Here is a 24,696-nt window from a genome sequence, read left to right as displayed (position 1 = left end):
TTTGTGGGTGGTTGGGCTTGGGGTTTTTGGGGCCTTAGTTACTCTCAATAACCTTACCAGCTCCGCGATAGAGCTTTATCGGGCCATCGAGCAATACTGCTACTACGGTTATCATCGGGTCGAGTGAACGCTCGGGCACATCTATGTAGAGATTGCCTGGAACTTCGCTCCAATAGTTTTTGTTGTAGACCTTCGACTGGATTATTTCGCCGTCGCCTACAACCCAAACGCGGTTGACCTTATTCATAACGCCCTTCACTTCGATAGGACCGTTAGGCTTGTAGGGGAGGTAAAGGTAGAGGATGTCGCCAGCCTTGTTGAGGGTGGTGTATCCCTGGAAGTGTTCGGCAGGAATACCGGCACGTGTGTCGTAGATGGCTTCCTTGTGCTTCTTTGTCCAGCGACCGAACTCCTTGAGTATTGCTACCTGCTCCTCGGGGATGGTTCCGTCTTCCTTCGGACCGATGTCGAGCAGCATGTTGCCACCCATTGACAGGCAGTCGACGAATGTGCGCAGCAGAATGTAGGGCGACTTGTAGTTGGTGTCGGCATGCTGATAGCCCCACGAGTCGTTCATAGTCATGCAAAGCTCCCAATGCTTGTCGGCAGGACGAACCACGGGCACGCCCTGCTCGGGTGTAGCATAGTCGCCATAGCCTTGGATGCGCGAGTTGATGATGACGTTCTTGTTTGCCTTGCGCAGGAATTCTGACATTCCCTTGGCGTTCCAAGTCTCGGCGTTCTGTTCCCAGTCGCCGTCAAACCAATAGAGGTCTGGCTTGTACTGATTGAGTTCGTCGAGCTGGTCGAAGTCGAATTTGAGGAACTTCTGCCAACGAGCAGGATCGTCCTTAACGTTGTAGCGTGTCTCGGTACGGGTGAAGTTAGGATAGTCGGGGTGCGACCAGTCGATGAGCGAGTAGTAGAGTCCGAGCTTCAGTCCGTGCTTGCGCACTTCCTTAACGAACGGAGTGACGATGTCGCGCTTGGCTGCTGTAGCCTTGATAGTGTTCAGGTCGCTGTATTTAGTGTTCCACAGAGCCACGCCGTCGTGGTGCTTGGTGGTGAGAACTGCATACTTAGCGCCACTCTCCTTGATGAGGTCGAGCCATGCCTTTGGGTCGTAGTTCTTGGCTGTGAAGCCGTTGCACTGGTTCATATACTGCTCGTAGGGCAGATAGCTGTTATAGAACGACCAACTCTCTGACACGCCGTTGACAGCGTAAATGCCGTAATGTATGAATATACCCAACTTGGCGTGGTCGAACCACTCCATTCTTTTGTCTTTCTGCTCCTCGGTTTCGCCCGGTATAGCAGTCTGTGCAACTGCGCCAGTCATGGCAGCCGCACAGAGCATGGAGCACAATATGCGCTTGATTTTCATAAATGTAAATTGTTAGTTCTTAAGTTGATATTTAGATAATATGTTGCAAAGTTAATCAAAAAATCTCAATGATAGTGATTAATTGCTTAACTTTGGAACATCAACGTTTATATTTTTAAACTATAAAGATATAATGTTGTTTTTTGTTCTACTTTTTGTATTTTTGCAGAATAGAACCGAAACTTTATTTTTTTTATTATTATAAACTGATATGGCAGAAATTCTTACGCTAAAAGTTCAGCGAGTAGATGAACTTTCAAAAATTTATATAGTTGAATACGAAGAAAAGTTGATTCGTGTTCATATGGTCCAAGAACAGGTAGGAAAAGGAAATCCTGGAGAGATTGTCTGTAGGATAGAAAAGTCGGAAAACTATTGTTATATAACCCAGGACATGCAAACGCTTTTAAGGCGGCATTACAAGGAAGGTGATGAGGTGATGTATCGCATTGAAAAGACAACGCCTACGTTCTATCTTCTCAAGGACGACCTCGGCTATCAGACTTATCTTGACAAAAAATATCAGATAAACCCTACGATTACTCCAAAGATAAAGTGCAGGATAAAGTCAATAGGCGACAAGCGATGTGTGGTGGAGCTGATAGAGAAGATTAGTGTCGAACGGAGTCAGTTCACGATAGGCTTCGACAATATGAAGGCTTTGTTCGATACGAAGATGGAGTATGCCGAGTCGGTTACGAATCTGCTTCTTTCTGACAACCTTTCCGGCTATTTCGATTCCGAATGCTACAAGTGGATATACACTGTGTGCAAGGACCAATTCACCGACATTGACAAGCTGAGAAACATACAAAAGTCATGTCTTGACGTACTTGAAAATAGTACGTTGCTTAAAGATTGCAATGTCAATGAGCGTGAGGTGCTTGAGGAGCGGTTCAGTACGCTCATAGAGCAGATAGGCTACTACATACAGGCTCTTGAATATGTCAAGTCGGAAAAGGAAGGTGAGATGATTGACGAACTTCTTCGAAAGTTGCAGAAAACCGGATATGTGTTCCATCCGAAGAAGATGTTCTACATCATGATGTGCATATTCCTTATAAAATCGAAGGGCGAGAGTGGCTCTGGGTTTCTCGACGAGATGATGCCAAAGGTGTTTGACACTCTGCGTAGTTGCGACATCAATAACTGGAAGCGTCCGCCTTTCAAGATAGTGTGGATCAAGCTGCTGGAGTTCTTCATCCAGTCGCTCGACAATAATCAGGACCGCCTGACTGTAGACCGTAAGGCATTGGCTAACATGGTACAGTCGCTTGCTCTGCAGTTCAATCTTGCGGAGAATGACGACGATATGCTTATCGACCCCATTCTCAATCTCTCCATGCTCTACCGCTATTGTGCAAAGGTGGGCGTGATCGACCCTATGAAGATGCTCGATGTGGCTTACCACACGCTCATCGGTGTCATTCAGGAAGAGCCTCACATGATAAACTATACGGACGACCCCGACCGTATGGTTAACGTCATATACAACCAGGTGAAGGAGTTTATCCCGGATGGCATATCCTCGTTGAAGTATGAGGGTAAGGATGCCGACATACTTGTGAGCAACAACACCATCAGTATTGTTCCGAAAGCCTACGATGCCGACTTTTGTCACGACATGGTGCCCGACTATCTTGAGCTGTGGCACAATCTTCAGGTGCGGCAGTTTACCAAGCCTTCGCCTATAGGCAAGCAGAACCGCAAGTCGATACAGCCCTACAAGCGCATTTGGGCAGATGCCTTAAACAACATCATCAGTACAAACAAACGTCTTGAGAAGAAATCTGAGGTGTATTCTCGTCCCAAATTAGGCGAGGAGTATGGCATTATCATCACCAAGCAGACCGCTGCCGAGACTCCTACATTCGAGTGTCTTGTAGTTGACCCAGATGATGTAGTGGGACGCGGCGTGATACGCATGGCCGATATGGTGGGCTATGCTACTCCTACGGTGGGCTTGTTCTCCTTCGAGAAGAACGGCAAGCCGATGATTTTCAGCGCTAATGTTGTAGAGCAACTGGAGGATGGTACCTATCGCTTCGAGTCGAAGACCTATTTGGACAAATTGTGCAACGACTACCGCTACGATAATATCGACTACACCGACAAAATGTATTGTGTGGTGACGGGTGGCAACACGCTTTTACCATTCTATGCAGTGAGCGAACAGGGCTTTTCTATGGCTGTGAGATACGATGAGGGCAATACACCGATACAGATGCCGAAAGGCACTGTCATCGAGGTGGGCTGTATTGAAGGCGGCAGACCTGGCTTTATGAATGCTATATTCTTACGCATCGCACACGAAAAGCAGCTCACACTGGCTGAAGCATTCAATAATCTCATTAACATCTTATCCGGTGGCGATGTCTATGAGGAGACGGTTGAGACAGAAGAGGAAGTGGAAGGTCCTGATGTGATAGAGAAGGAACGCGTGAGGGAGATAATGAACATTATAGACAATGTGGCTTCTCTCGAAAACGACTACATTAAGGCGTACAACTATCTTGGATTCAGTCGTATGATGGCTCACGTCATGGAAGACGAAGAGCAGATAAAGTACTATGCAAGCAAGATGGCGCTCATCGAACTTCTCTACGAGTTTGATATCAACAACAGTATATCAGCAGACCTCATCAATCGCTTCCAGCAGAACAATGCCGAGTTCTTCACACAGCATTCCATACTACATCAGCAGTTCCGCAAACTTCAGATTGTGAGCTATCTCGGCCATGACGAGCATAACAGGGAGTTGTGTGAGATAGCCTGCGAGACGTCAAATCCCGACCTCGTACAGCTGGCGCAGCTCATCCTCTCGTTCAACTTCATGAAGAAGACCAATATGCTTGCGCAGGCAAGCGATGTGCATGAGCATATCAAGGAACTACTGAAGCTGCAGAAAAAAGAGAATCCGAAGAAGGATTACGGTCAGGAGACGTTCACCAAGGAGTTCAAGACGTCTGTCATCTGTCCTCCCGACACCATGCATCCCGACCCTTCTCGTCAGACGCATAAGATTATGGAGGAAATATGCGCCTTCCTCAATGCTGAGGGTGGCGTGCTCTACATCGGTGTCGACGACAAGACCCACCTTGAGCGTGGCATAGAAGAAGACCTCAAGCACCCGCTCTTTGGGGGCAGCAAGGACAAGTACGACACCTATGTGCGCAACAAAATCAACCAGATGCTTGTGCCCGGCGAACTTGCCGACCATTGCATCAGCACCTCTTTCGACGAGGATGCCCACACTACGGTCTACGTCATCAATATCAAGCCCTGCCCGCAACCCATTAGCATCGACGGTGTGTTCTACGAGCGACGCGGCACGTCGTCGCGCCATGTCTCTGAGGAGTATCAAAATGCGTTTATCAGCAACCGACTCCAGATGGCACCTACCATCAACCAGCAGCTTGTCAGCGAAATAGTTGATGCAGCAAAGCATACTGCCACGGATGTCGTAACTGACATGGAGGAGCAGAAAGACGGTCGTCCGTTGGAGTTTACCACCGGACTCGACTCTATAAAGACAAGCGAGATACGCATGTATCGCCATAAGGACGATGACATACAGTCGGACGATTTGTCTACGTACATCAACATCTTCAACGACAACCAATACAGCGTAACGCCTCAGAAACTGTACGACTGCCTCTCGTTGGGCCTCTATGATGAGGAGTTGAAAGGTATGTTGGTTGTGGTGTACGAGACTGGCGAGATTTCAAAGATACACATCGACGAGCTCGTCGATACTGAAGAGTGGGTTGAGAAGCCCATCAACAATAAGTCGAAGATAGTATTTGTGAGTCCTGCCATGCCCGACGATGTACTGTCGATTCTATTCCACTCGAAGAATACCGACTACTATCGCTTCATCAGCGTAGAAAGTCTGGACAAGGGCACGTTCAACACCTGCATGCGTCCGTTCTATACAGGTCAGATTGACCAGATAATTGAGTGCGAGATTCTGTCGTTGACTCCCAACGACAGAATACAATACAAGAATTTCCTCGACATAAGCAACGACAAGGCTGGTGCCGACTCAAAGAAACAAGACGGCAAGAAAGCTATGAAGGCTATCGAAAAACAGCTGGGTAAGTAATATGTATTTTATTATTTATTGGCATGATAACGCTTATAGAGAACGTTTAATTCGATATTTTTTTTTAATTTTGCATCATAACATCAAATGCTAAAAAACATCTATTTATAAATAAAAAAACAAACAGCATGAAAAAACTATTTCTAACTCTTGCCGTGGCGCTCTCCGCATTGTGTGCAAGTGCCAAGGGCAACAAGATTCCAGTGTATGCTTGGTCGGGCTATGCCGACAAAGCTACCGAAAAATCGCTTATTGCCGACTTCAAGGCTTGGAAGAAGCATGGCGTTACCGGTGTGTGCATCAACGCTGGAATGGATATGGAGAAGATCCGCACAGCGTCTAAAGCAGCCAAGAAGGTAGGTCTGGAATATCATGCATGGGTGCCTACAATGACTCCCGGAGGCAAGCCGAAGAGCTGGTACACAGTAAACCGATTGGGTGAGTCGGCTTGCGACAATCCTCCTTACGTACCTTATTATACTACGCTCGACCCGCGCAACGAGGAAGTAAAGAAGTTCCTCACCACAACATTCGAGCAGATTGCCGAAATTCCTGAGGTTGACTATGTTCAGCTCGACTACATCCGCTACGCTGACGTAATTCTGGCGCGCGGACTTTGGGACAAGTACGGACTCGTGATGAACGGCGAGTATGCCAAGGCCGACTTCTGCTACTGCCCCGACTGTGTGGCTGCTTTCAAGAAGCAGAGCGGTATCGACATCACCAAGGTGTGCGACCCGTCGAAGATAAAGGAGTGGGCTCAGTTCCGCTGCGATGCCATCACGGCTCTGGTCAACCAGATTAGCGACGCTGTTCACGCCAAGGGCAAGAAGTTGAGTGCCGACGTGTTCCCCGGTCCGAAGAGCTACGCTGAGTGGATGGTGCGCCAGCAGTGGAACAAGTGGAACCTCGACGCAGTGTTCCCAATGAACTACAACGACTTCTATATGGAGCCGGCAGCATGGGTTGGCAAGGTGACCAAGGAAGAGGCTGAGTCGCTTAAGGGTCGCAACACCTTATTATATAGTGGTATCTTTATCTGCCACGACTGGCGCAACAAGGACAAGGTGATTGATCCTGAGAACTCGGGACTCCTTCCGTCGGAGATTGCCGAGGCTGTTGAGACATCGATGGCTGCCGGTGCCCACGGCATCAGCATCTTCACTCCCAATGACATGACCGAAGAGCATTGGGCAGAACTTGAGAAGGTGTTGAAGAAACTTGAAAAGTAAAAACAAAAAACGAGTCCTTTTGGCATTTTAAAAGGGCTCGTTTTGCGTGTATAAAAGGACTCGTTTTGAAGGGCAAAAAGATTCGTTTTGGAAGCCAAAATGAGTCCTTTTGAAAGTGTGCGGTTTTCGGTCACGAATTATCATGAATTAATCGTGAATTTCTCCATGAATTGATTCGTGCAATTCGAGTGATTCGTGTTCTGTACTTCACCACGAATTTCACTAATCACACGAATGTTGTGTGCGTTATAATCGGTTGGCCTTAATTCATGGACGAATATAGTTTGCGATTATAATCGGTTGTCTTAATTTATGGACAATTCGTGGTAATTCGTGACTTTAAGACTTTATGTTTGCTGTGCGGTTTTCAGTCACGAATTATCATGAATTAATCGTGAATTTCACCATGAATTGATTCGTGTGATTCGAGTGATTCGTGTTCGGAACTTTACCACGAATTTCACTAATCACACGAATGTTGTGTGCGTTATAATAGGTTTGTCTTAATTCATGGACGAATATAGTTTGCGATTATAATCGGTTGTCTTAATTTATGGACAATTCGTGGTAATTCGTGACTTTAAGACTTTATGTTTGCTGTGCGGTTTTCAGTCACGAATTATCATGAATTAATCGTGAATTTCACCATGAATTAATTCGTTCAATTCGAGTGATTCGTGTTCTGTACTTCACCACGAATTTCACTAATCACACGAATGTTGTGTGCGTTCTTCACGCACGCTTTTTCTTTTGCTTTGCCTTGGGCTTCTTTTCCATTCCTGGCAGGTCTTTTATTATAGTAGCCTTGAGTATCCGTACGTCTTCTATGGGGCGGTCGTTCTTGTCGCGTTCTACGTGCTGAATTTTGTCCACAACGTCCATTCCTTCCAGCACTTCACCGAATACCGTGTATCCTCCGTCGAGATGTGGCGTGCCACCCACCGTTGTGTACTGCTCAATCATTTCGGGCGTCATCTTGATGCTGTCGTTGAAGACGGAGTCGAGGCGGTGCTGCTGTCGGGCAATAGCCTTTTCGCTCTGCTTCTTGCCGTAGACGATGTAGAACTGCGAACTGCTCGACTCGTGCTTCGGGTTGACATTGTCCGGCTCGCGGGCTGCTGCCAGAGCGCCACGCTTGTGGTAAATACCGGGCAGACGTATTTCGGCAGGGATGTTATAGTCGAGCGAGTGTTCGCCAAGTTCCTCGCCCTTCTTCGCGTTCTTGCTCCAAGGGTCGCCCGCCTGAATCATGAAGTCGGGAATGACACGGTGGAACAGCAACGAATCGTAGAAGTGGTGCTCGCGTATAATCTTAAGGAAGTTGTCGCGATGGAGCGGAGTCTCGTTGTACAGTTGTACACGTATGTTGCCCATCGTGGTCTCAATCAGCACCTCAGGACGCTCGCCCGGCTTCACTACGGAGGTTTGGCAGTTTGCCGAAACCACCGCAGCTATCACCAGATACATTATTAATATGTATTGTTTCATAATATAAAATGGTTTGAGTTTTATGCTTTCATTACAATAGTCGCTACTTCACAACAATCTCGTCGATAAATAGCCATCCGCCGTCCATTGTCGTATTGCCCTGCACACGTACGTAGCGAGCCTTGCTATGGCCCTTCCATGCCAGTGTGCGATAGCCCGACTGGATGCTCTTGTCGACTGTTGATGTTGTAGAGTAGACCTCGTTGAAGTTCTTGCCGTCGTTGCTTACCGACACCTTGAAGTTTTCGGGGAAGAACACCCATGCGCCATAAGCCTGCATGAAGTCGACCGAGACAGACGACAGATTCTGCACCGAACCGAGGTCGAGAGTGACGTCGAGGCAGTAGTCCTTGCCTATAAAGCCCTGCCATTTCTTGTCGCCGTAGGTCCATCCGCCACGTATTCCGTCCACGAGCGACTGGTCGCCGCCGGCTACGTATTGCTTAGAGTAGGGGCGGTTGTAGATTACCTTGCAGCCAAGAGCCTTGTGCTTGGTGGGCTTCTTCGACTCGGGTCGCTCGCCCTTCTCATGTCGGATGTCGAAGGTATTAACGCCCTGCTTTTGCAGAAGGTCACATTGTGCAATAGCGCGACGGCGGAAGTCGGCATAGTTCTTGTGCTCGGTGCCGTTCCATCCCACTTCGGCTATAGCCAAAGCACGCGGATAGAGCATGTATTCCATGTGTTCGGGAGTGGGGATATATTCAGCCCAGAGGTTGCCCTGGATGCCGGTTATCATCTTGCGCTCGGCTTCGGGCAGGTCTTCGCCCGGCACATAGCTGTACACTTTCTCCAACGGCAGGTAGCCGCCGATGGCTTCGGGCTGCGAGAGCGGAGCGTCCTGGTAAGCGTCGAGATAGCAGTAGGCACCCGGCGAGAGCACCACGTCGTAGCCGTGCTCGATAGCCTCGTGTGCCTTCTCAAGTCCACGCCACACCATGACGGTAGTGTTGCGTGCCAAGTTGCCGGCAATCACCTCGTCCCAACCTACAAGCTGACGGCCGTAAGAGTTGAGGAAGCGACCGAAGTGGGCAATAAGATTTGCCTGCAGTCCGTCCTTGTCACATCCCAGTTCCTTCATCTTGCGCTGGCACAGCGGACAGTCGCCCCACGACTGCTTGGCAGCCTCGTCGCCTCCGACGTGAATGTATTTAGACGGGAAAATGTCCATCACCTCCTTCAGCACGTTCTCAAGAAAGTCGTATGTAGCCACGCTACCTGCGCAGAAGTCCATCTGCTCGTATGGCTTATGCGTGCACGAGAGTTCGGGATAGGCAGCCATCACTTCGGCTGAGTGGCCTGGCATCTCTATTTCGGGAACAATCGTGATGCCTCGTTCGGCAGCGTAAGCCACCAACTCGCGCAGTTCGTCCTGAGTGTAGTAGCCACCATGAGCGTCGGCAGAGCCTTCCATAGTGTACTTGGCTCCGTTGTTGCTCCACTCCTTCCATGTGCGTTCGGGTCGCCATGCAGCCATACGCGTCAAGAGCGGATAGCGCTTGATCTCGATACGCCAGCCCGCAGCGTCGGTGAGATGGAGGTGCAGACGGTTGAACTTGTACTGCGCCATCACGTCAATCTGCTTCTTGATGAAGCTGACAGGCTCAAAATGGCGCGACACGTCGAGCATTATCGAGCGCCACTTGTAGGCTGGAGCGTCGTCGATGTCGCAAGCCATGATGCCCTGCTTGGTCTTGAGCTGGCCTATGGTCTGCCATGCGTAGCGGAAAGCGTCAGCCGAAGCAGCGCTCACTACGATGGAGTCGGCTGTGACGTGCAGTCGGTAGGCTTCGGGCGACGAGGCGTTCTGTAACTTGGTGAACTTGATTGTCTGCTTGGCAGAGGCGCTGTTGGATTGATGCCAAGAGCGGGTGTAGATGTTCTCGGCATCTGGTCCAGCCTCGTTGACAATCTTTACGGTTGGATTACTTGTACTGAAATAGCCCTTGCCAGCCTTAAACGTTTGGGGCTTAGGCAAGAGGTTCTGGGCGTTGGCGTCCGTAGTCATCAACAGAGAGCCTACGGCGACAGCGATTGTGTATAATGACTTGTTCATAGAATAAATAGGTTTGCGTGTTATAGTTAAGCCACAAATTTATACAAAAATTCCCGAATAATAAAGCAAAGGAGTCCTTTTATAAGTAATTTTAAGGCTGTATGTTATTTCGTATGTCAGAATAAATTGCTACTTTTGCCGTTCAAAACAAAAGTAAGTGGATAAAGACAATAATAACATAACATATCAGGAAAATGAGATCAAGAACAGCAAACTGGTTTGAAACCACCGTGCGCTACGAGCGCCAGACAGAAGATGCAGGACAGAAGAAGGTTAATGAGATATATGTAGTTGACGCTCTGACCTTCGGCGAGGCCGAGGAGACAATCACAAAGGAGATGGAGCCTTTCGTGACTGGCGAATTTGAGGTGAAGAACATTTCACCGGCTTCGTATGGCGAAATCTTCTTCAGCGATAGCGATACCGACGACCGCTGGTACAAAGCCAAACTCTCGTTCATCACTATCGACGAAAAGACTGCCAAGGAGAAGCGTTCGGCTGTTAACTTCCTCGTACAGGCAGCAACATTCAATGCTGCCGTAAAGAATATTGAGGACGCTATGGGCAAGACTGCCATCGACTACATCATTGCAAACATATCTGAAACAAAGATTATGGATGTATTCGAGCACAACGCTCCTGCCAAGAAGGAGGAGAAGAACGATAAGCCAGAGTTTGAGGGATAAATTCAATTGATAGTTGAAAGTTGGGAATTTAGAGTTGAAAGTTATGATTACCTATATTTAATTATAATGTTGTTATCGTTGTTAACGACAATGCATATCATAACTCTCAACTCTCAACTTTCAATTCTCAACCTAAAAAACTCAACTCTCAATTCTCAATTATAATAAGGTTTAGGCTATGGAAACAACAGACATTGCACGCCGTTTGGGCGAAGTCAAGAGCAGCCTGCCGCAAGGTGTAAGGCTGGTTGCTGTGAGCAAGTTTCATCCGTCTGAATGTATCAAGGCGGCATACGACGCCGGTCAGCGCCTATTCGGCGAAAGCCGTGAGCAGGAACTTGCACGTAAGGTGGGTGAATTGCCTAATGACATAGAGTGGCACTTCATCGGACACTTGCAGACCAATAAGGTGAAGTACATCGCTCCATACATTTCGATGATTGACGCCGTTGACTCGCTCAAGCTCCTGCGCGAGATAAACAAGCAGGCAAAGGCCAACGGACGTGTCATTAAGGTGCTGTTGGAACTGCACATAGCCGAGGAGGAAACCAAGTATGGACTGACGCTCGACGCTTGCCGCGAACTGCTTGAGGGTGGCGAATGGCGCGAGTTGCAGAACGTGCAGATATGCGGACTGATGATGATGGCATCGCATGTCGATGACACCAAACTCATACGCGACGAGTTCTGTATGGCTGCCGACTTCTTCAGCGAGGTGAAGCAGCGCTACTTTGCCGACGACGACAACTTCTGTGAGCGTTCGTGGGGAATGAGCCACGACTATCATATTGCCGCCGAGTGCGGCTCGACAATGGTGCGTGTGGGCACTTACATATTTGGAGAGAGAGCGTATTGAACAAAATAAGCCCGATGTCACAATTGCTGACATCGGGCTTAATAATTATATCCATTGCTCAATCGAGTTATTGCTTGAACAGGGCACGATAGGTGCATCCGTTGCGCCACTCGCTGCATCCGTATGCCGTGCGTCCTTTTATTATAGTGCCTTTGCCGCATAGCGGGCACACCGTTCCTATTATGCTGTCGTCGGCAGTTGGCGTTTGTTCTGACTTAAGTGGAGTAGGAATGGCGGCGGCAGGCTTTTGCTCCTTGGCTGCTGCACCCTTGGCAGACGGCTTCGCAGTTTTGGGTGAAGCCTTCATTTTTGTTTTCTTTTTCAAGTCTTCTTCGGTCAGGGTGGTGACACGGCGGTTGCTGTTGTCGCGCAGCACGTCGTATACAATCTCCGTAATCTGCTGTTTCAGTCCGTTGATGAAGTCGGCAGCGTCATACTTGCGGTGTTCGATGTCGCGCAGCTTCTTCTCCCATATACCAGTCAGCTCACAACTCTTGAGCAGTTCCTCATGAATGATGTCTATCAGTTCAATACCGGTAGCCGTAGCCACAAGGTTCTTGCGCTCGCGTCGGATATAGTGGCGCTTGAAGAGGGTCTCTATGATTCCAGCACGCGACGAAGGTCGGCCGATGCCGTTCTCCTTCAGTGCAGCACGCAGGGTTTCGTCCTCTACAAACTTACCCGCTGTCTCCATAGCTCTGAGCAGCGTTGCCTCGGTGTAGTACTTGGGCGGTGTGGTCCACTTCTCGCTCAGCGTAGGCGTATGAGGTCCGCTCTCGCCCTTGGTGAATGTTGGCAGGGTGCGCTCTTCGTCCTTGTGTTCCTCGTCATCGTTCGTTGCAGAGTCGTTTTGTTGTGCGTAGACGGCGCGCCATCCAGGCGACAGAATCTCCTTTCCGCTTGTCTTGAACTCCACTTCGTCCACTGTACCCAATACGGTAGTGGTAGAGAACTTGCAGTCGGGATAGAACACGGCAATGAATCGGCGTGCAATGAGGTCGTAGACGTTGCGTTCCATGTCCGTAAGGCTTGTTGCCGGTACGCCGGTGGGGATTATGGCGTGGTGGTCGGTCACCTTCGACGAGTCGAACACACGCTTCGATTTGGTGAGTTTCTTACCCAATAGGGGTTGCATCAGTGCTTCGTAGTGTCGGCTTATGCCCGACAGTATCGACGGACACTTGGGGTAGATGTCGTCGCTGAGGTATTGGGTGTCAACACGCGGGTATGTGGTGAGCTTGCGCTCGTACAGTCCCTGTATGAGTTTCAGGGTGGTCTCGGCACTGTAAGCAAACTTGCGGTTGCATTCCACCTGTAGCGAAGTCAGGTCGAACAGACGTGGCGGAGCCTCCGTACCGTTCTTTTTCGTTACGGTGTTGACGGTAAAAGGCTTGTCGGCTATGGTTGCAAATGCAGCCTCGCCCTCTTCCTTGGTTGTGAATTTGCCCTTAGTTGCGGTGAAAGTGGTGTCGTGATAGACTGTGGCGAGCACCCAGTAAGGCTCCGGCTCAAATGAGTCGATTTCCTTCTGGCGGTTTACGATTAGAGCCAGTGTAGGAGTCTGCACACGTCCTATGGACAGCACCTGTCGGTTCTGGGCGTACTTCAGGGTGTAAAGACGGGTGGCGTTCATGCCAAGAATCCAGTCGCCAATGGCACGGCTCAGTCCGGCTATGTACAGCGGCTGGTATTCTTCCTGGTCCTTGAGCGAGTTAAAGCCCTCGCGTATGGCCTCGTCTGTCATTGATGAAATCCACAGTCGCTTGACAGGACACTTCGCTCCAGCCTTCTGCATCACCCATCGCTGAATCAGCTCACCCTCCTGGCCGGCGTCACCGCAGTTGATGATGCCGTCGGCGGCTTGCATGAGTCGTTCAATTACGGCAAACTGTCGTTTTATGCCGTCGTCGTCAATAAGCTTAATACCGAAACGTGGTGGAATCATAGGCAGCGACGCAAGGCTCCAATGCTTCCACATGTCGGTATAGTCGTTAGGTTCCTTCAGCGTACAAAGATGGCCGAAGGTCCACGTCACTTGGTAGCCATTGCCCTCCATATATCCATTATGGGCACTCGTTGCGCCCAATATTCGGGCTATATCTTTGGCTACGCTTGGTTTCTCGGCTATACAGACAATCATTATTACTACTTTTATTTTAGTTTCGCAAGCGAAAGTAGTTAAGAAGTTAAGGAGTTGTCGCGCCCTACGGTCGCTAAGGAGTTAAGCCATTAGTTTTTTTGCTTGATATAGCATTATAAGCATTTGGCTTAACTTCTTAACTCCTTTAACTACTGAATTCTCTGAACTTGCGAAAGTTCAGTACTTTTGTTATTATTGAAAAAACTCTGCAAAGTTAGCTATAATTTTTGGTACAATAGGTATTGAAGCCTACCTTTTTACATATCATAATGAACGCATTAGCTAAAATAAAGGTTAATTTTGTTATGCGTAAATGGCATTTTCTGAGCCGTATATTTGGCTGCGTAACATAAAGTTATTACTTTTGCAACTTAGATATTACAATAATTTATTAATATATGAGTTTGAAAATAGTTGTACTTGCCAAGCAGGTACCCGACACACGAAATGTCGGTAAGGATGCAATGACAGCCGAAGGCACTGTCAACCGTGCGGCCTTGCCGGCTATCTTCAATCCAGAAGATTTGAACGCATTGGAGCAGGCTCTGCGTCTGAAAGAGCAGAATCCTGGCTCAACAGTAGGTATATTGACAATGGGCCCTCCCCGTGCAGCTGAGGTAATCCGTCAGGGATTGTATCGCGGAGCTGACACAGGATGGTTGCTCACCGACCGTCTCTTTGCTGGTGCCGACACCCTCGCCACATCTTACGCTCTTGCTACAGCCATTCAGAAGATTGGCGATGTAGACGTAGTTATCGGTGGTCGTCAGGCTATCGACGGCGATACAGCCCAGGTAGGTCCGCAGGTTGCTCAGAAGCTCGGTCTCTCGCAGGTGACATACGCCGAGGAAATCCTCAAGTGCGAGGACGGCAAACTCACAATCCGTCGTCACATTGATGGTGGCGTAGAGACAGTTGAGGCTCCCATGCCGCTCGTTGTCACAGTGACAGGTTCTGCAGCTCCGTGCCGTCCGGCCAATGCCAAGCTCGTGATGAAGTACAAGCGTGCAACAGCTCCTATGGAGCGCAATTCGGAGAATAAGTACAACTACCTCTACGAGGAGCGTCCTTATCTCACACTCAACCAGTGGACAGTTGCCGATGTTGATGGCGACCCGCAGCAGTGCGGTTTGAGCGGTTCGCCTACCAAGGTGAAGGCTGTCAAGAACATCGTGTTCCAGGCTAAGGAAAGCAAGACACTCACAGGCTGCGACGCAGACATTGAGGGTCTTATCAAGGAATTGTTGGACGAAAAGATTATTGGTTAAATTTTGAATGTTGAATTTTGAATGTTGAATTGTTGCGGCACAGCCGCAATGTTGATTTTTTGAATTTTTGAATGAAGAATTCATAACTCAAAAATGATAAACCCAAAATGCGCAGAGCGCATAATTCAAAACTCAAAATTCAAAACTCCTAAATCAGAAAATATGAACAACGTATTTGTATATTGCGAGATAGAAGGCACTCAGGTACAGGAAGTGTCTCAGGAACTTCTCACCAAGGGTCGTAAGCTTGCCAACCAGCTTGGAGTCGACCTCAACGCCATTGTTGCCGGAACAGGCATCAAGGGCAAGGTGGAGGATCAGATACTCTCTTATGGTGTCGACAAACTCTTTGTATTCGACGCTGAGGGACTCTTCCCCTACACATCAGCTCCTCATACCGACATTCTTGTCAACCTCTTCAAGGAGGAGCAGCCGCAGATAGCACTCATGGGTGCAACGGTTATCGGTCGCGACCTCGGTCCGCGCGTTTCTTCATCGCTCACCAGCGGATTGACAGCCGACTGTACAGAGCTTGAGATTGGCGACTACGACGACAAGAAGAGCGGCACTCACTACGACAATCTGCTCTATCAGATTCGTCCGGCATTCGGCGGTAACATCGTGGCTACCATCGTCAATCCCGACCACCGTCCGCAGATGGCTACCGTTCGTAGCGGCGTGATGCAGAAGGCTGTTTACGAGGGCGAGGCAAAGGGCGAGGTTGTATACGCCGACGTTGCCAAGTATGTTCCCGAGGCTGACTATGTAGTAAAGGTGCTCGACCGTCACGTTGAGGCTGCCAAGCATAACCTCAAGGGTGCTCCCATCGTTGTAGCAGGTGGCTACGGTGTAGGTTCAAAGGAGAACTTCGACCTGCTCTTCCAGCTTGCCAAGGAACTTCACGGTGAGGTAGGCGCAAGCCGTGCAGCAGTTGACGCAGGATGGTGCGACCACGACCGTCAGATTGGTCAGACAGGTGTGACTGTTCACCCGAAGGTTTACATCGCCTGCGGTATCTCAGGTCAGATTCAGCACATCGCTGGTATGCAGGATTCAGGCATCATCATCTCAGTGAACAACGACCCCGACGCTCCTATCAACAAGATTGCCGACTATGTCATTACTGGCACTGTTGAAGAGGTGCTTCCGAAACTCATCAAGTACTATAAAGCAAATAATAAATAGTTGGGAGTTATTAGAAGTTAGAATGAAGTTATTCAGCCTGCGGCTGAGGAAGTTAACGGACAAATGTACTGACAATTTGAATTTATGACATATTCATTTAAGGAAATAAAAGCGTGGCAGTTTGCACATTCTTTTGTATTGCAGGTATACAGCATTACAAGAAGTTTTCCTGAATATGAGAAATTCGGATTGTGTTCGCAATTCCAACGTGCAGCAGTGTCTATACCTGCTAATATTGCAGAAGGATACAAAAAAATGGGTAAAGCAGATAAACTCAGATTTATGAATATTGCCCAAGGAAGTTTGGAAGAGAGTAGATATTACATAATTCTTTCTAAAGATTTGGGATATATTAATGAGTCTGTGTTTGTAGAAATGGAATCACTTATAAACAAAACAAGTTGGTACCTAAATGCCTACTGCAAAGGTATAATGAACGACAACGCTTTAAAACAGCAATAGAATCGTCGGAAGTATCCTTAATAAATAAAGGTATTGTCCGTTAACTTCCGCTCGCAAAGCGAGCTAACTTCCATTAACTTCCATTAACTCCTTAAATAAAACAAAAATGGCTAACTATTATACCGACCATCCGGAATACGATTTCTATCTTAATCATCCGGAAATGCAGCGCGTCGTTGAACTCAAGGAGCGCAACTACGCCGACAAAGATAAATTTGAGGATGCGCCCGTCGATTTCGAGGACGCTATCGAGAACTATAAGCGTGTGCTTGAAATTACAGGCGACATCGCTGCCAACATCATCGAGCCTAACTCGGAGGATGTTGACCTTGAGGGTCCGCACCTTGTAGACGGTCGTATGCACTACGCATCGAAGACCTACGACAACATCGAGGCTACACGTCAGGCTGGCTTGTGGGGTATCTCTATGCCTCGCCGCTACAACGGACTTAACATGCCTATCACTCCGTACTCTATGGCTTCGGAGATTGTTTCGTGTGCAGACGCAGGTTTCCAAAACATCTGGTCGCTTCAGGACTGTATAGAGACTCTCTACGAGTTCGGTTCGGAGGAGCAGCGCCAGAAGTACATCCCGCGTGTTTGTGCAGGCGAGACCATGTCAATGGACTTGACCGAGCCTGATGCAGGTTCCGACCTTCAGCGCGTTATGCTCAAGGCTACTCAGGACGAAGACGGCACATGGCGCTTGAACGGTGTTAAGCGTTTCATCACCAACGGCGATTCTGACATTCACCTCGTGCTTGCACGTTCTGAGGAAGGCACACGCGACGGTCGCGGTCTGTCGATGTTCATCTACGACAAGCGCGACGGTGGCGTTACTGTTCGTCACATCGAGCACAAGCTTGGTATCCATGGCTCACCTACATGCGAGCTTGTATACAAGAACGCCAAGGCAGAGCTTTGTGGTTCCACACGTTTGGGACTCATCAAGTACGTCATGGCTCTTATGAACGGTGCACGTCTTGGCATCGCCGCACAGTCGGTAGGCGTAAGCCAGGCAGCCTACGACGAGGCTCTGAAATATGCACGCGAGCGCAAGCAGTTTGATACAGAGATTGTGAAGTTCCCTGCCGTTTACGATATGATTGCCCGCATCAAGGCAAAGCTCGATGCAGGTCGCTCTATCCTCTATCAGACAGCACGCTATGTAGACATCTACAAGGCTCTTGAGGACATTCAGCGCGAGCGCAAGCTCACAGCCGAGGAGCGTCAGGAACTGAAGAAGTACTCACGTCTTGCCGATGCCTTCACACCGCTGGCAAAGGGTATGAACTCTGAGTATGCCAACCAGAACACATACGACGCCATTCAGGTGCATGGCGGTTCGGGCTTTATCATGGAGTATAAGTGTCAGCGTCTGTATCGCGACGCACGTATCTTCTCTATCTACGAGGGTACAACACAGCTTCAGGTTGTGGCAGCCATCCGCTACATCTCTAACGGCACATACCTCTCTATCATCAAGGAGATGCTTGAGAAGGACGTTGCTGACGAGTTGAAGCCGCTGAAGGCTCGCGTCGTTGAGATGGTGAAGCTCTATGAGCAGGCTCTCGAGTACGTCAAGGAGGCACAGGATCAGGATATGCACGACTTCCTCGCACGCCGCCTCTACAACATGACTTGCGAGATTATCATGTCGCTCCTTATCCTCGAGGATGCCACACGTTCGGCAGAACTCTTTGCCAAGAGTGCCAACGTATATGTTCGCATGGCTCAGGCCAACGTCTTTGGCGAGCATGCCTACATTACCAACTTTGTTAAGGAAGACCTCCCGAGCTTCCGCGCTGAGTAAAATATAGTATATACATAATAGAAAAGGAGACTATGGTTTGTTTTGCCATAGTCTCCTTTTTCAATGTCGTTTCGTATGTAGTTTTATTCCAGTAAGGTATTATTCCCCTTAAAGTTTTATTCCAGCAAATGAGCAATTTCAGCAACGCTCATTCCTGTCATCTGCGAAATCTGTTCGTTGCTCTGTCCGCTTGCCGACAATGCTTTAGCCATATTCTTCAACTGTTCGCTTTGCTGTGAAATCTGTTCGCTTTGCTGTGAAATCTGTTCGCTTTGCTGTGAAATCTGTTCACTTTGCTGTGAAATCTGTTCACTTTGCTCTTTCAGTATTTTGTCTCGCTGCATGATTGCCGTGTCGCGGTCTTCAATCGCCTTGTAGAATTCGTCTTCCACATTCATGTCCTGTCTCATTTCTGAGTTGGCGGCAGCGGCGGTGAGTTTGTGTAGCACATACATCATGTCGTTGTCGTCGGCATATTTGTCCTCGTCAATCTTAAGCACTTGCTGCGTGTCGCCCTCTACATTGGTCTGGTCGAACACGCTAAGCACCTTCTCCAGACGGTTGTTTACGTTGCCTTGCAGTCGTGGTATCTGCACAATGATGCTGTTGTGCGTAAGGCTCTCTACAAAAGGTTCGGCATTGCCCTCAGCAACGACGTTGCCGTTATAGTCGAAAACGTCATGGTTTACGTATACTATCGGCTCCTTGATGTTGCCCACTTTATGGCCAAGCAGATATACAGCCACCATAGGGTAGGCAAAGCCCTTTTCGTCGGCCTCGCGGATATTGTTCTTGTTGTTGTATTGTGCGCCAAGATACTGGCGGAATCTCAGCGTCTCAGTGTTGAGCCAAGTCTTCTGCAACTCAATCAGCACAATGCGGTCCTTTATCTCATTGCCTTCCTTCTCGCGTACAGTAGCCGCGAAGTCAATGCGAAACATCGACAGCGTGTCGCGTGTAGTGTTGCTGTATTCATGTGGCCTCACAGTTACATGAACCACTTCTTTCTTCAGCAGCGCCGACAGAATGGTTTTGGCTATACGCTCGTCCTCCATAATGTATTTGAATACGGAGTCGTAAATAGGATTGGCTACATGTATTATCATATTCGTACGTGTTTGTTATTGTATTTGCAAATATACGATTTATTTAATTGAAAATGAAATGTAACAGGAATTTTTAGCTAAAAGAAGTTGTTAGTGTTGTGAATTCTAATGCTCAATACCATGAGTTTTGAACGAAGAGCGTATCCGCCCCTATACGTTCATCATCCGTTCGTTCTTCGTTCATCCTCCGTTGTGAACTCGATTATCCTCCGTAGTGAACTCGTTCATCCTCCGTAGTGAATTTGATCTTCCTCTGTTAACGAAGAGAAGACATAACGAAGGTATAATGAAGGCATAACGGAGATGTATCGAATAGCTAATGAAGAGAGAACGAAGAAGGAACGAATGGATTTATAATTGAATTTGTTGCTTTATAACATTTAAGTGTAATAAGATACAGATAAATAATTACTGTTCCTGTACCACCTGGGAGTTACTGCAATGGCCGATTTGGGTTAAAACTTGATTGACAGTTCAGTATTGATAATACTATAATTATGCTTGTTGAGATTGCGGTCGTTCACCAAGGCATACTCTGCCGAGAGTCTCAAGTTTTTGGTGAAATAATAATCCGCGCCAGCTTCGTAGAATGTTTTTGCAGAATTCCATTCTGCATTGTTTCGATACAAGTCGTATCGAGCCTTTACATTCACTTTATTCTTAATCACTGGTATAATCCCCAAAGCGTAGAAACCGTCAGCTTTATTGCCGATAGCAGACAGATTGCAATCAGATGCGCTACCGTCATTAGTGTCAGTCATGGTTTTGGCAAAGGCATTTCCAGTAGAATGAACATATTCAGAACGGAAAGTGAATCCCTCAGAAGCATATTCTCCACTAATGGCATATCGGTGTTGGGGCAGGCTTCTCACTCCACTTCTTTTTTCTCCCGTCTGTTCATCTGTCCAGTTGCCTTTTCTGGAATAAGAACCTTCCCAACCTGACACACCAATTCGCATCCCCTCAATAGGCATCACCCAAAGACTGGCCACAAGATTCTTTCTTTGGTCCACATCTTTGAGATTGATTCCTTGTCCGTTGACAACACTTACGGCATAATGAAGAAGATTTCTGCCGTTGGCATTCTTCAAGAAGTCGCCTTGAGCCATGATGCCGATATCACGGCCATTGCTGGAGTGCATGCCCGAACGGTCGCTATAGCCCGTCAATTTCAGCACAGCCTGTCCGTTGTCCATAAAGCCTACATCAATAGGATGGATAGGGCTTTCAAATGTGAACGGCACTTGAAATTCGCCAAGCCGTAAATTGAAAGCCTTGTATTTTTGCCATTCTACAAACAAGTCAACCAGACGTGGCGAACTGGCGAGAGTAGAAGTGTTGCCGGTTATCTGTATCTGTGTCTTCCAGTAGAAGTCGCCTGCCACCTTGCCGTCTAAAGCCACTCTTGCCATTCGGAGATTGAAAGTGTTGGCTTCATTATCTTTTGGGTTCGACCATTGGTATTGGGCTATTGCGAAGCCCGATACCCTTATGTTGTCGCACCAAGCTGCCTTTTGGGCAAACAGAGAGAGCGAAGACATGGTCGTCAGAATGGCACTTATGCATAGTCTTCTCATAAGCATAGCCGTTTTTATTTACTTGTATTCCTTTTCTATCTCGTCCAATGAGATGCACTTGATTCCCATATTCTTCATGTCAAAAACGTTGGCGGCAGCCACCTCAGGAGTCTTTGCAGAGCATGCGTCGGTACAGATAACGGTCTCATAATCATAGCTCATGGCATCGTTGGCAGTACCTCTCACGCAGTTGGGATACTGTGTGCCAGCCAATACCACAGTCTTTACTCCCATACGTCTCAGCATAAGGTCAAGATTGGTGTTGAAGAAAGCTGAGTTTCTGTACTTAGGCGACATAATGTCTTCTTTCTCCGGTTTTAGTCCATCTACAAGAGCTCCGCCCCATGTGCCGTGAACGCAATAACCTGTTTTACCGTCAACAAAGAGTGGAATACGTGGAGCATCTACGTCAACACCCGAAGTTCTGTGGTCACGTGTTATCCAAACCACCTTCCAGTTCTTGCTTCTTCCATAAGCAATAAGCTTGTTGATTGCCGGAACGGTAGCCTTTGCTCCCGCTACACACAACTTGCCCTTTGGGTCAACAAAGTCGTTCTGCATGTCAATAACAAGAATAGCCACATCATGCTTCTCTACCTTAGATGTAGGATACTCGCTCTGAGCGTTGGTTGTAAGAACTGCCATCGCCATCATTACCATCAATACAATCTTTTTCATAACTTTACTTATTAAATTATTACATTGTGTTATTTTGTGAGTGCAAAGTTCGTCATTTTGTTATTATAAACAATTAAATAATAACATAATGTACAGTAAATATAAATTATGCTTACATATAGCAATATTACAATAAGTAAATATTACGGAATGTAATCAAATAGAGTTATTTTGCTTGCAATCTGTAAGAATGTTCTTTATGAAAAGATGTTTTTGTAAAGAATAGCCTTATACACAGGTATGAAACGTTTCTCATTTCTGTTTTTTTTCACAACTGGCTTAAAAATCGGAATTTTTATCTAAATTTGTAGATGAAATATTTGTTTGGCAGTTTCTTGAGTCGCGTCTGAGAGTAAACAATTACTTTCTGTTTAGTGTTGGAGAGGTTAATTATAAGGGAAAGACCAAAAACGTATCGTTTGGTATACTTAACCATGTCTATACCATAGATAAAGAAGATATAAAGAAAGAAATATCAGATGGCAAATAAGATTCGTTTGTAATTAATAGAAAAGGTATTGTACACGAATATCCTTAAAACGGCGATGATGCTATAGACTCTGTAACTAAGCCTATAGCATTATCGCCGTTGTTGCAAGGATTTTTTTATTGCCTTTCTCTCCTCACAAACCGCTTGAGCAGGAATGTCAGGAAGTAGGGGAAGGTATAGAACTTGCCGTCTTGCATAATACTTTATCACAAAATTCCAAAGGAAAACGACTCGAAAATCACAAATTTCCATATGTTTTTGTTGTGAAAATCACAAAATTCCTGATTCTTTTGTGGCTCTGTTATCACAAAATTCCGAAATATAGGGCAAAAAAAAAGCGACAGCCTTCACAGGCGACCGCTTCAAATCTTCAATAGGTATTAGCCTTTCTTTAAGGTAAAAAGATTGTTTTCAGGATAACTGATGCAAAGATATGATATTTTTTACACACTCCAAACTTTTTTGACGTTTATTTTTGAAAAAAAGTTCCGTGTTCCCACACATATATGAAAAAATGTAAGTATAAAGGTGTAGATAGTCTTATTCGGGGTCTTTATTGTATACATATTGTTTTTGGGGGTATTTTTGTGTTGTTTTTATTCAAATTGTCGGTTTTTGCTATTTTTCTTGTCATTTAGTAATTTATTTTGAGAAAAATATGACGAAATAAAATATTTTTCGTATTTTTGCAGTCGAATAATCATTATTGCCGCACAGAATTGTTGAACAATGGTTTTTAGTCGGCATGCACCGTAAAGGTAAAGAGATAGATAACACCCAAAAGCGTACAATCAATAAACGGTAGCATTTATGAACAAGGAATATTTGATTTACAAATTGTCTGACGAGGTTAAGAACTCGTGCAAGATAGACAACGATTTGTTTCAGAAGTATGGCGTAAAGCGCGGTTTGCGCAACGAGGACGGAAGCGGTGTGCTTGTCGGACTTACCAACATTGGTAATGTTGTGGGCTACGAGCGATCGGACGACGGACATCTGGAGCCTACCGAGGGCAAATTGTTTTATCGTGGCTATGAGCTTGACGACCTTGTTACACCTATTATAAATGAGCGCCGTTTCGGCTTTGAAGAAATCGCCTATTTGCTTCTTTCGGGAAATTTGCCCGACAAAGAGGATCTTGACGCATTCCGTGAGCTTATCAACGAGAACATGTCGCTCGACCACAAGACAATCGTTCACATCATCGACCTTGAAGGTTCGAACATCATGAACATCCTTGCGCGTAGCGTGTTGGAGATGTACACGTTCGACCCCAATCCCGACGATCTCTCGCGCGACAACCTGATGCGTCAGGCGGTGGAACTGATTGCACGTTTCCCAACTGTGATAGCTTACGCATACAACATTTATCGTCATAGCGTGCAGGGCCGTTCGCTGCATATTCGACATCCGCGTGAGAACATGTCGATAGCCGAGAACTTCCTTTATATGCTCAAGCATGAAGACTTCACCGAGCTTGATGCTCGCATGCTCGACCTCCTGCTTATCATTCAGGCTGAGCATGGCGGCGGTAACAACTCTACGTTCACCGTGCGCGTAACTTCTTCATCGCGCACCGACACTTACTCGAGCATTGCTGCCGGCATAGGTTCGCTGAAGGGTCCGCTTCATGGTGGTGCCAATATCAAGGTGATAAACATGATACATCACCTCAAGGAGCAGATACATGACTGGACTTCGATTGACGAGATTGACACTTATCTCAACCGAATACTCAACAAGGAGGTGTACGACCGGACGGGTCTGATATATGGCATCGGTCATGCTGTGTACACACTGAGCGACCCGCGTGCCAAGGAGCTGAAGCGACTGGCTGGCGAACTGGCAAGAGAGAAGGGCAGAGAGAAGGAATATGAATTCTTGCGACTGCTTGAGCAGGAAGGCATCAAGTGTGTCCAGGCCCATCGCAACACCAAGAAACCTATCTGTGCCAACGTCGATTTCTACTCTGGTTTCATCTATGAGATGATAGGATTGCCGCAAGAAATCTACACTCCGATATTCGCCATGGCGCGTATCGTAGGATGGATGGCACACCGAATTGAGGAGTTGAACATGGACGGCCGTCGAATAATACGTCCTGCATACAAGAATGTGCTTGGCGTGAAGGAGTATCGTCCGTTGGCAGAGAGATAAACACTTAACATTA

The 24,696-nt window shown here is 47.3% G+C and carries 16 protein-coding genes; 9 read left to right on the top strand and 7 right to left on the bottom strand.

Annotated elements, in window-relative coordinates:
* Positions 1 to 34: 34 nt before the first annotated feature.
* Positions 35 to 1,339, bottom strand: a complete 1,305-nt coding sequence (locus I6E38_RS05770) for an alpha-L-fucosidase (RefSeq protein WP_407936649.1) — start codon at positions 1,337 to 1,339, stop codon at positions 35 to 37.
* Positions 1,340 to 1,778: 439 nt separating this feature from the next.
* Between I6E38_RS05770 and I6E38_RS05765 the strand changes: the two genes are divergently transcribed.
* Both I6E38_RS05765 and I6E38_RS05760 read left to right on the top strand, forming a co-directional pair.
* Positions 1,779 to 5,489, top strand: a complete 3,711-nt coding sequence (locus I6E38_RS05765; protein ID WP_235393094.1) for an AlbA family DNA-binding domain-containing protein — start codon at positions 1,779 to 1,781, stop codon at positions 5,487 to 5,489.
* Positions 5,490 to 5,617: 128 nt separating this feature from the next.
* Entirely contained in the window at positions 5,618 to 6,721 is a 1,104-nt protein-coding gene (locus I6E38_RS05760; RefSeq protein ID WP_235393093.1) for a glycoside hydrolase family protein, read from the top strand.
* A 732-nt stretch (positions 6,722 to 7,453) separates the two neighbouring features.
* On the opposite strand, the gene I6E38_RS05755 is transcribed toward I6E38_RS05760, so the two are convergent.
* Both I6E38_RS05755 and I6E38_RS05750 read right to left on the bottom strand, forming a co-directional pair.
* A complete protein-coding gene (locus I6E38_RS05755; protein WP_235393092.1) occupies positions 7,454 to 8,209 on the bottom strand; it encodes a peptidylprolyl isomerase in 756 nt (251 codons plus the stop codon).
* Positions 8,210 to 8,252: 43 nt separating this feature from the next.
* The gene (locus I6E38_RS05750; RefSeq protein WP_235393091.1) at positions 8,253 to 10,265 is read right to left on the bottom strand and encodes a glycoside hydrolase family 20 protein; all 2,013 of its coding nucleotides are present in this window, start codon (positions 10,263 to 10,265) and stop codon (positions 8,253 to 8,255) included.
* Between the two features lie 194 nt (positions 10,266 to 10,459).
* Here I6E38_RS05750 and I6E38_RS05745 point away from each other — a divergent pair, with 194 nt between their 5' ends.
* Both I6E38_RS05745 and I6E38_RS05740 read left to right on the top strand, forming a co-directional pair.
* Entirely contained in the window at positions 10,460 to 10,951 is a 492-nt protein-coding gene (locus I6E38_RS05745; RefSeq protein WP_235393090.1) for a DUF4494 domain-containing protein, read from the top strand.
* 178 nt (positions 10,952 to 11,129) lie between these two features.
* The gene (locus I6E38_RS05740) at positions 11,130 to 11,807 is read left to right on the top strand and encodes a YggS family pyridoxal phosphate-dependent enzyme (protein WP_235393089.1); all 678 of its coding nucleotides are present in this window, start codon (positions 11,130 to 11,132) and stop codon (positions 11,805 to 11,807) included.
* A gap of 67 nt (positions 11,808 to 11,874) precedes the next feature.
* Here the strand turns inward: I6E38_RS05740 and I6E38_RS05735 are convergent, their stop codons facing one another.
* On the bottom strand, positions 11,875 to 13,947 hold the full coding sequence (locus tag I6E38_RS05735; protein WP_235393088.1) for a DNA topoisomerase 3: 2,073 nt from the start codon (positions 13,945 to 13,947) through the stop codon (positions 11,875 to 11,877).
* A 398-nt stretch (positions 13,948 to 14,345) separates the two neighbouring features.
* Between I6E38_RS05735 and I6E38_RS05730 the strand changes: the two genes are divergently transcribed.
* From I6E38_RS05730 to I6E38_RS05715, 4 genes are all read left to right on the top strand, one after another.
* A complete protein-coding gene (locus I6E38_RS05730) occupies positions 14,346 to 15,215 on the top strand; it encodes an electron transfer flavoprotein subunit beta/FixA family protein (RefSeq protein ID WP_235393087.1) in 870 nt (289 codons plus the stop codon).
* Positions 15,216 to 15,377: 162 nt separating this feature from the next.
* Positions 15,378 to 16,400, top strand: coding sequence for an electron transfer flavoprotein subunit alpha/FixB family protein (locus tag I6E38_RS05725; RefSeq protein ID WP_235393086.1), 1,023 nt, complete (start codon positions 15,378 to 15,380; stop codon positions 16,398 to 16,400).
* Between the two features lie 84 nt (positions 16,401 to 16,484).
* Complete coding sequence (locus I6E38_RS05720) at positions 16,485 to 16,862, top strand: four helix bundle protein (RefSeq protein ID WP_235393085.1); 378 nt, start codon at positions 16,485 to 16,487, stop codon at positions 16,860 to 16,862.
* Between the two features lie 106 nt (positions 16,863 to 16,968).
* Positions 16,969 to 18,675: an acyl-CoA dehydrogenase family protein gene (locus I6E38_RS05715; protein ID WP_235393084.1), complete on the top strand. Its 1,707-nt coding sequence runs from the start codon at positions 16,969 to 16,971 to the stop codon at positions 18,673 to 18,675.
* 116 nt (positions 18,676 to 18,791) lie between these two features.
* On the opposite strand, the gene I6E38_RS05710 is transcribed toward I6E38_RS05715, so the two are convergent.
* From I6E38_RS05710 to I6E38_RS05700, 3 genes are all read right to left on the bottom strand, one after another.
* Positions 18,792 to 19,781, bottom strand: coding sequence for a hypothetical protein (locus I6E38_RS05710; RefSeq protein WP_235393083.1), 990 nt, complete (start codon positions 19,779 to 19,781; stop codon positions 18,792 to 18,794).
* A gap of 455 nt (positions 19,782 to 20,236) precedes the next feature.
* The gene (locus tag I6E38_RS05705) at positions 20,237 to 21,358 is read right to left on the bottom strand and encodes a porin (protein WP_235393082.1); all 1,122 of its coding nucleotides are present in this window, start codon (positions 21,356 to 21,358) and stop codon (positions 20,237 to 20,239) included.
* A gap of 18 nt (positions 21,359 to 21,376) precedes the next feature.
* On the bottom strand, positions 21,377 to 22,036 hold the full coding sequence (locus I6E38_RS05700) for a cysteine hydrolase family protein (RefSeq protein ID WP_235393081.1): 660 nt from the start codon (positions 22,034 to 22,036) through the stop codon (positions 21,377 to 21,379).
* 1,300 nt (positions 22,037 to 23,336) lie between these two features.
* Between I6E38_RS05700 and I6E38_RS05695 the strand changes: the two genes are divergently transcribed.
* Entirely contained in the window at positions 23,337 to 24,683 is a 1,347-nt protein-coding gene (locus I6E38_RS05695; RefSeq protein ID WP_235393080.1) for a citrate/2-methylcitrate synthase, read from the top strand.
* The last annotated feature ends 13 nt before the right edge of the window (positions 24,684 to 24,696 follow it).

The sequence above is a fragment of the Leyella stercorea genome (genome assembly GCF_021531355.1).
Lineage (GTDB): Bacteria > Bacteroidota > Bacteroidia > Bacteroidales > Bacteroidaceae > Prevotella.
The sequence above is the reverse complement of the archived record's forward strand: the minus strand, read 5'-3'. Positions and strand labels throughout refer to the sequence as shown.

Excerpts from the sequence above, each read along its gene's own strand:
- I6E38_RS05770 (WP_407936649.1), bottom strand. The coding sequence starts at position 1,339 with ATGACTGGCGCAGTTGCACAGACTGCTATACCGGGCGAAACCGAGGAG.
- I6E38_RS05765 (WP_235393094.1), top strand. The coding sequence starts at position 1,779 with ATGCAAACGCTTTTAAGGCGGCATTACAAGGAAGGTGATGAGGTGATG.
- I6E38_RS05760 (WP_235393093.1), top strand. The coding sequence starts at position 5,618 with ATGAAAAAACTATTTCTAACTCTTGCCGTGGCGCTCTCCGCATTGTGT.
- I6E38_RS05755 (WP_235393092.1), bottom strand. The coding sequence starts at position 8,209 with ATGAAACAATACATATTAATAATGTATCTGGTGATAGCTGCGGTGGTT.
- I6E38_RS05750 (WP_235393091.1), bottom strand. The coding sequence starts at position 10,265 with ATGAACAAGTCATTATACACAATCGCTGTCGCCGTAGGCTCTCTGTTG.
- I6E38_RS05745 (WP_235393090.1), top strand. The coding sequence starts at position 10,460 with ATGAGATCAAGAACAGCAAACTGGTTTGAAACCACCGTGCGCTACGAG.
- I6E38_RS05740 (WP_235393089.1), top strand. The coding sequence starts at position 11,130 with ATGGAAACAACAGACATTGCACGCCGTTTGGGCGAAGTCAAGAGCAGC.
- I6E38_RS05735 (WP_235393088.1), bottom strand. The coding sequence starts at position 13,947 with ATGATTGTCTGTATAGCCGAGAAACCAAGCGTAGCCAAAGATATAGCC.
- I6E38_RS05730 (WP_235393087.1), top strand. The coding sequence starts at position 14,346 with ATGAGTTTGAAAATAGTTGTACTTGCCAAGCAGGTACCCGACACACGA.
- I6E38_RS05725 (WP_235393086.1), top strand. The coding sequence starts at position 15,378 with ATGAACAACGTATTTGTATATTGCGAGATAGAAGGCACTCAGGTACAG.
- I6E38_RS05720 (WP_235393085.1), top strand. The coding sequence starts at position 16,485 with ATGACATATTCATTTAAGGAAATAAAAGCGTGGCAGTTTGCACATTCT.
- I6E38_RS05715 (WP_235393084.1), top strand. The coding sequence starts at position 16,969 with ATGGCTAACTATTATACCGACCATCCGGAATACGATTTCTATCTTAAT.
- I6E38_RS05710 (WP_235393083.1), bottom strand. The coding sequence starts at position 19,781 with ATGATAATACATGTAGCCAATCCTATTTACGACTCCGTATTCAAATAC.
- I6E38_RS05705 (WP_235393082.1), bottom strand. The coding sequence starts at position 21,358 with ATGAGAAGACTATGCATAAGTGCCATTCTGACGACCATGTCTTCGCTC.
- I6E38_RS05700 (WP_235393081.1), bottom strand. The coding sequence starts at position 22,036 with ATGAAAAAGATTGTATTGATGGTAATGATGGCGATGGCAGTTCTTACA.
- I6E38_RS05695 (WP_235393080.1), top strand. The coding sequence starts at position 23,337 with ATGAACAAGGAATATTTGATTTACAAATTGTCTGACGAGGTTAAGAAC.